The 12,995-nt window shown below is 36.3% G+C and carries 13 protein-coding genes; 9 read left to right on the top strand and 4 right to left on the bottom strand.

Going from position 1 to position 12,995, the window contains the following annotated elements:
- Positions 1–103: 103 nt before the first annotated feature.
- From ACRX5O_RS25105 to ACRX5O_RS25095, 3 genes are all read right to left on the bottom strand, one after another.
- On the bottom strand, positions 104–682 hold the full coding sequence (locus tag ACRX5O_RS25105; protein WP_433908429.1) for a GNAT family N-acetyltransferase: 579 nt from the start codon (positions 680–682) through the stop codon (positions 104–106).
- Positions 683–982: 300 nt separating this feature from the next.
- Positions 983–2,110, bottom strand: coding sequence for an amidohydrolase (locus ACRX5O_RS25100; protein WP_433908428.1), 1,128 nt, complete (start codon positions 2,108–2,110; stop codon positions 983–985).
- Between the two features lie 89 nt (positions 2,111–2,199).
- The gene (locus ACRX5O_RS25095) at positions 2,200–2,979 is read right to left on the bottom strand and encodes an undecaprenyl-diphosphate phosphatase (RefSeq protein WP_433908431.1); all 780 of its coding nucleotides are present in this window, start codon (positions 2,977–2,979) and stop codon (positions 2,200–2,202) included.
- A gap of 160 nt (positions 2,980–3,139) precedes the next feature.
- Here ACRX5O_RS25095 and ACRX5O_RS25090 point away from each other — a divergent pair, with 160 nt between their 5' ends.
- From ACRX5O_RS25090 to dapF, 8 genes are all read left to right on the top strand, one after another.
- Positions 3,140–3,463 carry a DUF4870 domain-containing protein gene (locus ACRX5O_RS25090; protein WP_433908427.1) on the top strand — a complete coding sequence of 108 codons (324 nt, stop codon included), beginning with the start codon at positions 3,140–3,142 and terminating at the stop codon, positions 3,461–3,463.
- 103 nt (positions 3,464–3,566) lie between these two features.
- Entirely contained in the window at positions 3,567–4,415 is an 849-nt protein-coding gene (locus ACRX5O_RS25085; protein WP_433908426.1) for a patatin-like phospholipase family protein, read from the top strand.
- An 83-nt stretch (positions 4,416–4,498) separates the two neighbouring features.
- The gene (locus ACRX5O_RS25080; RefSeq protein ID WP_433908425.1) at positions 4,499–4,693 is read left to right on the top strand and encodes a hypothetical protein; all 195 of its coding nucleotides are present in this window, start codon (positions 4,499–4,501) and stop codon (positions 4,691–4,693) included.
- Between the two features lie 72 nt (positions 4,694–4,765).
- Positions 4,766–5,548 carry a hypothetical protein gene (locus tag ACRX5O_RS25075; RefSeq protein ID WP_433908424.1) on the top strand — a complete coding sequence of 261 codons (783 nt, stop codon included), beginning with the start codon at positions 4,766–4,768 and terminating at the stop codon, positions 5,546–5,548.
- Positions 5,549–5,633: 85 nt separating this feature from the next.
- Positions 5,634–6,206, top strand: a complete 573-nt coding sequence (locus ACRX5O_RS25070; RefSeq protein WP_433908423.1) for a TlpA disulfide reductase family protein — start codon at positions 5,634–5,636, stop codon at positions 6,204–6,206.
- Between the two features lie 115 nt (positions 6,207–6,321).
- Positions 6,322–7,617 carry an NCS2 family permease gene (locus tag ACRX5O_RS25065; RefSeq protein ID WP_433908430.1) on the top strand — a complete coding sequence of 432 codons (1,296 nt, stop codon included), beginning with the start codon at positions 6,322–6,324 and terminating at the stop codon, positions 7,615–7,617.
- Between the two features lie 151 nt (positions 7,618–7,768).
- Positions 7,769–9,016, top strand: coding sequence for an EAL and HDOD domain-containing protein (locus ACRX5O_RS25060; RefSeq protein WP_433908422.1), 1,248 nt, complete (start codon positions 7,769–7,771; stop codon positions 9,014–9,016).
- A gap of 88 nt (positions 9,017–9,104) precedes the next feature.
- Entirely contained in the window at positions 9,105–10,079 is a 975-nt protein-coding gene (dapF, locus tag ACRX5O_RS25055; RefSeq protein ID WP_433908421.1) for a diaminopimelate epimerase, read from the top strand.
- Positions 10,080–10,094: 15 nt separating this feature from the next.
- On the opposite strand, the gene ACRX5O_RS25050 is transcribed toward dapF, so the two are convergent.
- A complete protein-coding gene (locus tag ACRX5O_RS25050; RefSeq protein WP_433908420.1) occupies positions 10,095–11,924 on the bottom strand; it encodes a DNA ligase D in 1,830 nt (609 codons plus the stop codon).
- Between the two features lie 132 nt (positions 11,925–12,056).
- Here ACRX5O_RS25050 and ku point away from each other — a divergent pair, with 132 nt between their 5' ends.
- Complete coding sequence (ku, locus tag ACRX5O_RS25045; protein WP_433908419.1) at positions 12,057–12,896, top strand: non-homologous end joining protein Ku; 840 nt, start codon at positions 12,057–12,059, stop codon at positions 12,894–12,896.
- The last annotated feature ends 99 nt before the right edge of the window (positions 12,897–12,995 follow it).

The following is a 12,995-nucleotide window of genomic DNA, read 5'->3' as shown; positions in this document are numbered from 1 at the left end:
TCTGATGTAAATTTAGTCATATAAAAAACTGCACCCCTCATTGTTAGATTAGTGTCTAACAATTGGGGTGCAGTTCAATAAAGAGCGTTTCTTTTATTTTCGTTTATGCTTCTAATAAGTGTGTTGATTCTTGATGTAATGGTTGTTGCGATTGCTGATGGCTTTCACGCTTAACATGCAATGTGTATAAATCTTTTGGTATTTCGTATAAGTTATAAAGATCTTCATCTTTATTTAATTGGTCAAGTAAAGCTTTTCTCGTTTCATTAGCGCAAACAACATAAGGTAATTTCTCTGCTGCTTTTTGCGAGCGGACATTAACCTTTCTTATTCGCATATAAATGGTCTCTATTCCTAACTCATAAAAAAGCTCTTCAAAAAAAGCTTCTTTGGCAATCTTATTGTATCCTTTGCCATGGTATGGTTTTCCTAGCCAAGTGCCAAGAAAGCCTGCATTGTCCTCGATATCAAACAAATTAATTGTTCCTATTGGAGAACCCCATTCATCAAGGATCGTACGAGAGATTATTTCTCCACGTTCTTCTGCTTCCATTGTTTGTTTTGTTATAAATAGATATTCGTCATAACAATGTGCTTTTTGACGTACAAAAGGAAAGACTTCTGGATGCGTCATTAAATCGTAAAGTGCATGGCAGTCGTGAAGCTCGCGCTTCTTGATCATGTGTATCCCTCCAATATGAGGACAGTCCGACTCCATGACAAATAGAGACTCCGATCCTACCCTCGAAATTTTTTGTAGTGCTAAAAAATTTCGGGGTGGGAATCGAACCCACTAGAACCAGATACCTGGTGGCGCACCATTTGCCTTCCCTAGTCTTGCCTATATTTTATTCTAATAAAATAAATTACTTATTACTCACTAAAGTATCATACTAAAATTTATTACCGATTGGAATAGGAAAATGCATAGAAATTGATCTATTTTTATCGTCAATTTTTGACAGACAAAATCCTACAAAAATCATGCTTGACTATATACAATAGCGCCTTTTATCATTGTCCATTTTGGTTTTGATAAAAAATGGAATGGATGATGACTCCAAAGAACAAGGTCTGCTTCTTTACCAATTTCTATGCTTCCAATTTTATCATCGAGGCGTAAATTTCGTGCTGGTAATATAGTAATTCCTTCTAATGCCTTTTGCTCTGGAAGTCCTTCTCGAGTAGCAATCGCTGCACAAATATTTAAGTATTGAATAGGGGTATATGGATGATCCGTTGTAATGGAGACTTCCACTCCATGGTCAGTTAATTCCTGATAAGTTTTCCAACTTTTGTTCTTTAGTTCTACTTTTGAACGCCTCGTTAGGGTTGGGCCGACACTAACCTTAAGACCAATCCCTTGCAATTCTTCTGCAACAAGATGGCCTTCTGTACAATGTTCTATTCGTAAGTCAAGGTTAAATTCCTCTGCAAATCGAACTGCCGAAATGATATCGTCTGCCCGATGAGCATGTATCCGAACTGGTATCTCCCGTTTTAATGCCATAACAATCGGAGCAATCCGTAACAAATCTGGATTATCACAATACTGAGCTTCTCTAAACTTTTCACGAAGCATTCCCATGATTCCCATTCTAGTGATGGAATCGTTATTCCCTTGACTATGGATTCTTTTTGGATTTTCACCTAATGCAATTTTTAGACCGGCTGTTTCTTGCGCAACCATCTTTTCAATGTTTTTTCCAAATGTCTTAATGACAGAAGTCGTCCCACCAATTACGTTTGCGCTTCCTGGCATAACATGAGCGGTGGTGATTCCATGCTTGATAGCATCAGAAAAGGCAGGGTCAAGAGGATACACACCATCTATGGCACGAACATGAGGACTCATTGGATCAATTGTTTCGTTCGCATCGTTACCAGCCCACCCCGTCCCTTCATCGTAAAGACCTAAATGGGTATGAGTATCAATGAAACCCGGTAGTAAAAAATAACCGTTGCAATCAATGATCTTTGTTGTACTGTCAGAAGAAATTTTAGAATGTATTTTACTTATTTTACCATCTTCGATTAAAATATCCCCACAATGAATGGGTTTTGAGGTAATGGGATAAATATGAGCATTCTTTAATAGTATTTTGTTCATCTTTTCAACCTAACTTTCATTCGTAATCTTTTACGTTTCAATCTCCCATACTAAAAAGAATGGAAAAAACCCACCAGAAGGTGAGTGTATTAAAAAATTCCCATCAACTGTAGTATGATGATTAATAGTCCTAATATCCAAACATACACAGCAAAAAATCGTAAGGAGTGCTTCTTTAAAAAATTTATCATCCAAACAACGGCAATATATCCAAATAAAGCCGAAGCAATGGTCGCAACAAGAAGACTGCTAAAACTGATATTTTCAACCTGTCCAGATGCTAATTCTCCAAATTGTAAAACCACTCCACCAGCAATAGCAGGAATAGAAAGTAGAAATGAGAAGTAGGCAGCGGTTTCTCGATCGAGCTTTCTGAACAGACCTGCGGCAATAGTTAACCCAGAACGTGAAACAGCAGGGAATATAGCTGCAGCTTGGAAAGTTCCGATAAATAAAGCATCTCCGTATGTGATAGAATGTAACGTTTTTTCACCGCGACGTACACCTTCTGCAATCCATAATATAATTCCTGTAAAAATAAATTCCCAGCCAATGGTGATACCAGTCTTAGAGATAGAATCAAATAAATCACTTAATAAGAGCCCAACTACAACTGCTGGGATCGTACCAATGATAACGAGTTTAGAAAGCTTTCCAAATGGGTTCTTTATTATTGTAATGAGTTCATTTTTATAAATGACTAAAACGGCTAATAGCGTACCGATATGTAGCATCGTATCTAAGAAAATACCCGCTTCATCAAGTCCAAATAAATGCCTTCCTAAATACAAGTGACCAGTACTAGAGATGGGAATAAATTCAGTTAATCCCTGAATAATACCGAGTACAAATGCTTCTATTTTTGACATCATCAGCTGCTTCACCTCTCTATAAGTTGACTACTATATATCTATTGCAGCATGTCCTGAACAAGAACTCTCCAAGCCGGAATATTTGTACATAAATCTCCTGAAACCTTTCATAATTTCAACCGTAAATAATACTATAGGATAAAAAGGAGTGAATAGAATGCCAACAAATGAAGAAAGAACCTTGGCTGCTGCCATTTATGTGATTAGCTTTTTTACAGTGTTTATCGGGCCCTTGCTAATTTGGCTTATTAAAAAAGATTCGTCATCATACATTGATTACCATGGAAAAGAGTACATGAACTTTTTTATCTCTTACACTGTCTACACGTTTGTTAGTGTTATTTTAATGATTGTCTTAATTGGTTTTTTAACCATTTGGGTAGTTGGACTGGCTGGATTTATCTTTACGATTATTGGGGCTATTAAAGCGTACGAGGGTACTTCGTATCGAATTCCGTTTATTTTCCGTCTCATCCGATAATGTTTCACATAAAGCCTAGAAGACTCTGGGCTTTTTTGTATGTATGAGAATTGGAATTTGTTATAATATGTAAATGAAGGGTGCGTAGAAAGGAAGTAATGATGTGTTTGTAGATGGAACAGGTCTTGTATTAGAAGGCGGCGGAATGCGCGGAGTATATACGGCAGGTGTGTTAGAGAGCTTCTTAGAGAACGGATTATCGTTTCCTTATGTTATTGGAGTGTCTGCTGGTGCGTGTAATGCTGCTTCATATTTATCACAGCAAAAAGGGAGGAATAAAAGGGTGAATCTCGAGTATATATCGGATTCACGTTATCTCTCTTTGCAAAATTATATAAAAAAACGGGAGTTATTTGGGATGGATTTTATCTTCCATGAAATTCCATCAAGGCTAATACCGTTTGACTTCGAATCCTTTTATCAAAATAAAACAGAATTTGTCATTGGAACAACCGACTGTGCATCTGGTGAACCAGTGTATTTTAACAAAAATGATTATGGTCAAGAGATGCTGACCGTATTGAAAGCGTCGAGCTCTCTTCCATTTGTTTCTCAAGAAATATTTTTTAAAGGTAGATACTTACTAGATGGGGGAATTAGTGATTCGATTCCTTTAAAAAAGGCCAAAAGTGATGGTTATGGAAAGAATATAGTTGTATTAACTAGAAACGAAGGGTACACAAAAAAACCTTCACGATTTGGTTTTCTCGTAAAGAAGAGGTACCCTCAGTATCCTGGTCTACAACGAGCGTTAACACGTCGATATCAAATGTATAATGACACAATAAATGAGATTATTCAGGAAGAAAAGAAGGGAAATATAATGGTTATTCGACCATCAAGCCCAATTAAGGTTGGTCGATTGGAGAGAAATGCGACGAGACTAGAAGAGCTATATCAACAAGGATACGAGGATGGGCTTGCAAGTATCGAGGCTATTATGCACCTTTAAGCCTAAAATCACTTAAAATACGAGTTTCATAGATTGGTTTGGTTTTGAATACACTGTAAAACATTAGCAGGGAGGAGATTAAAATGACGGTATGGGTCTTGCTTGCGCTTACGCCTTTTATTACTCTCTTGTTTCTTGAAGAGGTTATTCAATTCTTTTATCAGCGTTATGTGTATGGGGCTGGAAAGGTTGAAAAAAAACTATCATTTTTTATTGGAACTGGTTTGAAAAAAGTGAAGAATGTAATTCAACGAACAAAAGTAAGGGTGCAAGGATAATAAGAAGTATCATGAATAGAGAAACAGTTTCATAGAATGAAGTAGGGAAATTCTTTCTAAGGAGACTGTTTTATGAAAATCCATAACTATTATCACTACGCAGCAATGACGAGTTTACATGCGAGCATTGTTGCACTAATACCACCATTTTTCTTAGTATGTATCGGAGTTACTCTGAAACAACATCATAGTGTTCTCCTATTAACTCTGCCTTTTATTGTGTACAGTTTCATATCTTATCAAATATTTCTAGTCAATAAACATAGAATGGAAGATTCGGATGAGCCGGTTATTGAGAGAACAGAAGAGTCTGTTGTTGGTTCTTCTATGGCTATTCAGTTTCTTCCTGCACCCTCTTTAAGGATGCTTCTATTTAGCAAAAACGGTCAACTTAGTGCGGAAATAAAGGATTTTTATCAATACAAATTTAGATGGTTTATTCCTTATTTTATAGATCAATTTTTTCCGAAAACGTATACCTTTTCAAAGTCTGATGGAGGAGAGTTATACACATTTATACTAAAAGGAAAGAACATTTTAATCATGAATAATGTGGGTGATAAATGTGTTTCGAGTGTTCAAAGGAAGTCTTTTGAAAGGTATGTGGTAGAAACAAATATTGCTAAAAAGGAAGTAATCGTTCAATCCTCTTCCGTTTTTACAGATATCAAACTATACAACTCTCAAGGAGAAATATTGGCTAGAGTGAGACGAGGTTTTCTGCCACGTATCTGGGACAAGCATATTAAAGATGTAAATACACCCATACTTACATTTAGTGAAGAGGTAACTGACCTCGATAAAGTCATACTCCTTTCTATTCTGACCAAGATCTATCGGTATAGAAATCATTGAGCAGTGAGATAGAATAATTGAAATAGTTATAGTATGATGAAACCAACTTCAACCTGGGGTTGGTTTTTATTGTGGAGGATTTACAATGAGAAAATTTATGATCATCATTACGTTGATTGTCTTAGTACTGTTTGTCGTTGACAAGTTTTTATTAAAAGAGAAGGGGTTAATTAGCAAGGTAGACGAAAATAAATACGAAGTAATCAAAGATGCTGACAGACTACCAGTAGGAATAAAAATGGAGAATCAAGCACCAAACTTTCAAGTGAGGGATTTAAACGGGAACCAAGTGAGCCTGGCAGATTATCGTGGAAAGAAGGTTCTATTGAATTTTTGGGCAAGTTGGTGTCCACCTTGTAAGGCTGAAATGCCACATATGGAGGAGTTGTATAAAGAACATAAGGATGAGGGATATGTTATTCTTGCATTGAACATGACAAACACAGAAGATAGCCTTAAGGACGTAACAGCCTTTGTCGAGGACCAAAAGCTGACCTTTCCAATTTTATTAGACGAAAAGGGAGAAGTCTCTGCTGAATATGAAATTTTGGCATATCCAACAAGTTATTTTATTGATTCAACGGGAGTTATAAGAAATAAAGTAACAGGTGCTCTTGATAAAGAAAATTTGTATAAAGAATTGATGCGACTACCTTAACAAGGAATTGGCAGTAAGTGCAAAATGTGATAAAATATATGATTGTGGCTGACTCATATTTACTGAGTGAAAGCGGGTAGGGAGAGGGCTAATTAAATAGATTGGAATCCATATGATAAGTGCATGGTTACATCGTTTTTTTAGGATTGAAGCGCATGAATCATCCATTCAAAAGGAGATCGCTGCAGGAACGATCGGCTTTTTCACGATTGTGTATATTGTTGCTGTTAATTCGCTTATCTTATCTGAAGCAGGTATTCCGCTTGAAGGAGCAATAATCGCGACTATTCTTACGTCTGTTGTCGGTTGTCTTCTCATGGGCTTGTGGGCGAATGCACCGATTATTCTTGTTCCAGGAATGGGAATTAACGCACTGTTTTCTTATACCCTAGTGCAAACAATGGGGCTTACCTGGCAGGAAGCGTTAGCGGTTGTATTTGTATCTGGAATTATGTTTATGATTGTTGCCTTTACTAGCTTGTCTATTAAGCTTAGTCAGGCAATCCCACAGTCATTAAAGGAAGCAATAACCGTAGGCTTAGGGCTATTCCTTATGTTTATTGGTCTTGAAAAAGCCGGCTTAGTTGTAAAAGGAACCAATAGTTTAATAGCACTTGGTGCGTTAAACGAACCTAGTGTTTTGGCTTCTATCATCACCTTTGTTATTGCGGTTATTTTGTTTTTAAGAGGAGTACCAGGAAACTTTCTGGTAACGGTAGCGTTTGGAACAATGATTGCTTGGGCTTTCGGAACCATCGATGTTTCTGGTGAAAATCAAGCAAGCTTCACAATCAGCGAATACGCGGAAGTTTTTGGGGCTATGTCGTTTGCTAAAATTCTTACTTTTTCTTTTTGGGTAGCGGTATTCTCATTATCGATGGTACTAATATTTGAAAATATCGGATTGGTTCATGGCCACGCGCAATTTATCAATCGTCCAGAAAAGTTTTCCAAAGGTTTACAAGCGAATTCTGTTTCTGCCTTTGTTTCAGCTTTTTTCGGAACAAGTCCAACCGTTTCGACAGTGGAGAGTATATCGAGTATGGCTGCAGGTGGAAAAACAGGGTTAACTGCTGTAACAACAGGTCTTTTATTTGCTGTTTCAGCATTTTTTATCCCGGTTTTTAAGTGGATACCAGACTCGGCAATCGCACCTATCCTCATTATTATTGGTGGATTAATGCTTCAGAATATCCGAAACCTTGATATGAAGGATTTAAGCGAGAGCTTTCCTGCGTTGATTATGATTGTGATGATCCCATTCACGTATAGCATTGCTGACGGAATAGCGATCGGATTTATATTATATCCGCTGGTGAAAATTTCAATAGGAAAAGCGAAAGACGTTTCAGTTCCTCTTTATGTCATCGCTTTTTTATTCCTTGTAAATTTCTTTACACATTATATATGATTGATAAGGAGCATCTCATTTTTTGAGATGCTCCTTATTTTAATTTTTAGAACAATAAATATTTTCTTTCCTACAAACTTCGACAGTATCTATGATTTACCTCCGATAAAATATAAATATTCGCCAAAGAGCAATGGTCGGAGGGAGTAGGATGGAAGTTTTTGTTGCAAGGCAGCCGATATTTAATCAGCAAGAAGGGATATTTGCTTACGAGCTGCTTTATCGAAATAATCATATTAATGAATTTCCAAAAGTAGATGGTGACCGAGCTACCACTGAGTTGATAATTAATAGCTTTCTAAATATAGGGATAGATGCTCTTTCTGAAGGAAGGCCTTGTTTTATTAATTTTACAGAGAAACTTTTAGATATGAGGTTACCTTCCTATGTTAGTTCGAAGAAGATAGTCGTAGAGCTTGTTGAAACTACACGTCCAAGTAGAAATCTATTAGAGATTTTAAAAGAAATGAAGAAAAGTCATTATAAAATTGCGATTAATTCAAGCTTGCTAGATGAACTGAACCCTTATTCAAATGACATATTAGAACAGGCAAATTTTATAAAGGTAGACTTCCAAAAAACAGATGAGAACGTTAGAAAGCGCATAAATAAAAAGGCATTGGATACTGATACAACCTTAATCGCAGAAAAAATAGAAACCAACGAAGAATATTTGGAAGCAAAATCTAATGGTTATAGTCTGTTTCAAGGCTATTACTTTGCAAAGCCTGCAATTTTCTCAACTTTTGATATTCCAGCATGTTTTACCTCTTATGTTGATATGAGAGCATTTATATCAAAGGAAAAGACTTCTGTTAATGATATAGTTGATTTTATTGAAAGAGATCCTTCACTTTCATACAAAATTTTAAAACTAATTAATTCACCGGCTAATAAATTAAAAGAAAAAATCTATCATATTCGCCAAGCGGTCGAACAGTTTGGGCCGTTCGAAATAGAGAACTGGATATATGTATTGGCAGCAAGAGAAGAATTAACTCAAACCTCTAGCATCTCATTAGACGTGGCAAAACTATGCTTAACAAGAGGGAGACTGTGCGAAGAAATTGGGAGAATACGGAATGGTAAATCCGAAAAAATACCAGGATATTTTATGACAGGTATTTTTTCTTTTATGAATTCGGTCAAGGCCATTCCAATAGAGAAAATGATTGATTCACTTCCGGTAAAGGAGGACATGGTCCAAGCGTTAATGGGAGTGCAAAACGAGTATAAAGATGTGTTGGACCTTGCTGTAGCGGTTGAAAAAGCACAATGGAAAATGATCGGAGATTTATGTAAAAAGCTTGAGATCATGGAAACAGATTTATTCAAACTATATGCTGAAGCAATCAATTGGTCTAACCGGATGGTTGTAGAAGATATTTGTTATCTTTAAAATACAATCATAATGTTCTACACGATTACTTTATTGTACAATAGAGGAAATGTAGAATATTAATATGTATGTTTATGGAGGTTTGAATGTGATTTTAGAATTATTAAAATGTCATGGATCAAATAATGACTTCCTCATCATTGATGAAATGACCAATCCTTTATTTACTGAGCAACAGCGTTCCGAGCTTGCATTACTTCTTTGTAATAGAGAAAAAGGAGTAGGAGCTGATGGGATCTTATTTGTACTGGGTAGTGAAGATTTTGATGCCAAAATGAGAGTATTTAATGCAGATGGGTCAGAGGCGTCTATGTGTGGAAATGGATTACGCTGTGTGGCCCGTTATGTTTGTGAAAAACTTTCCATCCAAAGTGCGGTCATAGAAACGATGAAAGCGAATTTAGAAGTGAATGAGCGAGAAAGCATTCTTGGAGAAATCCCTACATATCAGGTGGAAATCTCTCCTGTTTCTTTTGAACTTAAAGATCTTCCATTAATTCTGAATCAAAAAACATTAATAGATGAACCAATACAAGAGCTTTCAGAAATTAAGTTCACTGCTGTAGCTGTACCTAACCCTCATCTAATCGGGATTGTGACAAAAGATCAAATTCAATCAAATATACAAAAAGAACTGAGTGAAAAGGTAAATAGCCCAAACGAGTTATTTCCAGATGGAGTAAATGTGAGCTTCGTAAAGCCGCTTCAGGAAGGAAGTATCTATGTACGTACATTTGAAAGAGGAGTTGGGTTTACGAATGCTTGCGGAACAGCAATGGCTGCTTCTACGCTTGTTACTTGTTTGCTGGGCCTAAATGAGTTTGAACAACCGGTAGATGTGTTTAACCCAGGTGGCAAGGTACGCTGTGTTGCTCATAAAGTTGATGACTCTTTCAAAATTGACTTAATCGGGAATGCAACCTTTACACATCGCTTCCAAATAGAAGTTCAGTTAGAACAACATTTATTTTCTTATGTGAAAAAGGAAGAAATCTCAAAAGAAATCAATCAATATAAGAACTTGGAAGAACATTCAAAACAGGTGTTAAACGAATGGCTGTAAGCCGGGGTATCCCGGCTATTTTTTTTGTTTTAAAAATTCAAGAATGGGTGAAAAGTTTTGCTTTTGTTTCGTCTCGAAATAGGATTGAAACGGGTCACCTTTTTCATTTATACGCTTCATCATGTTTAAGATCGTAAAATCTTCCATACGAAGTTCGTCTGTTACTTCATCCCAAAATAAGGGAGTGGCTAGAGCAGCTGTATCATTTCCCCGAGCAGAATAAGGTGCCACAATGGTTTTCCCTTCTGCATGTTGAATATAATCGATATACAATTTGTTTTGCCGATTTTTCTTTAAGCGTTCGATAGTAAATGAATCTGGTGCTTTGGAGATTAAATATTCTGCTATGAATTCCGTAAACAGTCTTGTATCATCGAAAGAAAATTCATTTTCAGGAAGTGGGATATAAATCTGTAGCCCTTTATTTCCTGACGTTTTTACAAACCCAATAAGATTCAATTGGTCGAGGACTTCTTTTATCATTTGAGCAGCTTTAATAGCTAGTTTAAACTCCTTTTTAGAAGGAGGATCCAAATCTAACACAATCTCACTTGGTCCCTTACTAGATAGAGTTTGAAAAGGAATATGGAACTCAAATGCCAGCTGGTTACCTAACCATAATAACGTTTTTAAATTATTGCAAACGATATAATTGATTCCCTCGTGTAAGGCGGTTTGAACGAAATCAGGTGCGTAGTCAGGACAGTTTTTTTGATAAAAAGCTTCACCGAACATACCATGTGGATAACGAATAACGGTTAATAATCGGTTATGTAAAAATGGCAATAAATACGGTGAAATTTGCTGTAAATAACGAATAAAATCAATCTTTTTTACCGCTGGCTTCTCCCACAAGGGCTTATCTGGATGGGTAACATCAATATCTTGAGGCAAATTCTTTTGCTGGTGAACAAATTTATCAAAGGTACAATCCTTAGGTGAAAGATCAAATCGAAACCGTTCAAAATGAGGCTCGCGCATTTGTTCATCATAAAGTTCTAAATACTTGATTTCTAAGCAGATAGCAGGTTGAACGTAGATGAAACGGTCATCCTCTTTTGTTTTATTTTCTTTAATAATTTGAAAAAGAGCTTGTTTTTCCTCGGGCTTAATACCAAATAAAAATTGTCCAATTGGATATATATTGGTATCCTTGTAAACTCCAACATAAAAATACCCATTTGACTTTTCATATGCCGTCACAAAGCAGGAAACGTATTTAAAGTTTTTAAACTTCAGCCAAAGAGTGGTTCGTTTGCCTTCCTCCCACTGGTTTGTGTCTTTCTTGGCCACAATTCCTTCACCATCATGTAAAACGACTTGTTCCCAAATAGCTTGGTAATCTTTAGAAGTGGGAATTAGCTGAATTAAATCTGTACTCACGGGGTCGGGAGTTGTTGGTAAGCGACAGTCTTCAAAAAGCTTAAGAAGTGCTTTTTTACGATCAACATAATTCCTCTCGCTGTACGATTCTCCGTTTATTGATAATAAGTCAAATACAAGAAGACGGCATGGATTATGTAATGCTTTTTCAAGTATTTTTTTTTCGCTGCGCATTCTTCCGCGAACTTGAATGCTGCTAAAATGTGCTTTATATTCATTTTCAAGATACACTAACTCCCCATCGAGCACCAAGGGTAGAAATTCTTTAAACAATTCATTATTTTTTTCTAGGTAAAGTTTAACTTCCGGGAAAATTTCGAGTAAGGAGTTTCCGTTTCTGCTTATTAATTTTATATCCTTATCCCAAAATAAAAGGGTACGAAAGCCATCGTACTTTACTTCGTAGTTCCAATTATCACCCTGTGGTATCTCGAATGTTAAAGTAGGTAGCATTGGTTTCACACGAATCACTCTCCTTACCTTTTAGTTTTCCTATATCATCATTTACTTACTCTTTTTCCAAATAGTAAGTAGGATAATGTATCTTTTTAAAGAAAAAATAATAAAAATGGCTAATAGGAATGGAGAATGCATATGCATACAATTTGGAAAGGGAGTATCAGCTTTGGGCTCGTAAATATCCCCATCAAGCTTCATTCGGCAACAGAAGATAAGGATATCAAGCTTCGGACATTACACAAAAAATGTCACTCTCCAATTAAATATGAAAAAACTTGTCCTGTTTGCGATGAAGAAGTGAAGCAAGAGGAAATTGTTCGAGCATATGAATACACAAAAGGGAAATTCGTCATTCTTGAAGACGAGGATTTCGATAAATTAAAAAAAGAGAATGAAGAAAAGGCAGTTGAGATTATTGATTTCGTAAAAATGGAGGAAATCGATCCAATCTATTATGATCGAAGCTATTATATGTCCCCGAGTGATGGGGGTGGAAAAGCATATTCCTTACTAAGAAAGGCGCTTCAAGAATCAGAAAAGGTTGGCCTAGCAAAAATTATCATTCGATCAAAAGAACAGATGGCTGTCATACGAGTGTATGAAAACTCGTTAGTAATGGAAACAATTCATTTTCCGGATGAGGTAAGATCTGCTGCTGATGTTCCCAATGTTCCCGCGGAAGATAAAGTAACAGAAAAAGAACTTGATACCGCGATTATGTTAATCGATCAGTTAACTACAACGTTTAACCCAGAAAAATACACGGATGATTATCGAACTGCATTGATTGAACTGATTGAATCTAAGCGTTCAGGTAAAGAAATTGTTACGCCAGTTGAAAAAGAACAAAAGTCAAATGTCACCGATTTAATGGCTGCGCTACAAGCGTCAATTGATAAAACAAAACCGAAACAAGCGACGACAGAAGCTCCCAAGAAAAAACGAACGACAGTCAAAACAAAAAAGCAGGCATAAGAGCAAAAGGTCAACCGGTAACTAAAGTGTACCCGTTGTAAAGGACATTTAAAAAAAGGTTATGCCACATCAAGAAGATGATTTCTGTATTCAACAGGG

This window comes from Robertmurraya mesotrionivorans (assembly GCF_050971805.1).
In the GTDB taxonomy this organism is placed as follows: domain Bacteria; phylum Bacillota; class Bacilli; order Bacillales; family Cytobacillaceae; genus Robertmurraya_A.
This window is presented reverse-complemented; position numbering and strand designations above follow the sequence as displayed.

What these genes read in the sequence shown, in the direction of transcription:
- ACRX5O_RS25080 (WP_433908425.1), top strand. Translation starts at nt 4,499, where the DNA reads ATGACGGTATGGGTCTTGCTTGCGCTTACGCCTTTTATTACTCTCTTG.
- ACRX5O_RS25070 (WP_433908423.1), top strand. Translation starts at nt 5,634, where the DNA reads ATGAGAAAATTTATGATCATCATTACGTTGATTGTCTTAGTACTGTTT.
- ACRX5O_RS25075 (WP_433908424.1), top strand. Translation starts at nt 4,766, where the DNA reads ATGAAAATCCATAACTATTATCACTACGCAGCAATGACGAGTTTACAT.
- ku (WP_433908419.1), top strand. Translation starts at nt 12,057, where the DNA reads ATGCATACAATTTGGAAAGGGAGTATCAGCTTTGGGCTCGTAAATATC.
- ACRX5O_RS25060 (WP_433908422.1), top strand. Translation starts at nt 7,769, where the DNA reads ATGGAAGTTTTTGTTGCAAGGCAGCCGATATTTAATCAGCAAGAAGGG.
- ACRX5O_RS25095 (WP_433908431.1), bottom strand. Translation starts at nt 2,979, where the DNA reads ATGTCAAAAATAGAAGCATTTGTACTCGGTATTATTCAGGGATTAACT.
- ACRX5O_RS25105 (WP_433908429.1), bottom strand. Translation starts at nt 682, where the DNA reads ATGATCAAGAAGCGCGAGCTTCACGACTGCCATGCACTTTACGATTTA.
- ACRX5O_RS25090 (WP_433908427.1), top strand. Translation starts at nt 3,140, where the DNA reads ATGCCAACAAATGAAGAAAGAACCTTGGCTGCTGCCATTTATGTGATT.
- ACRX5O_RS25100 (WP_433908428.1), bottom strand. Translation starts at nt 2,110, where the DNA reads ATGAACAAAATACTATTAAAGAATGCTCATATTTATCCCATTACCTCA.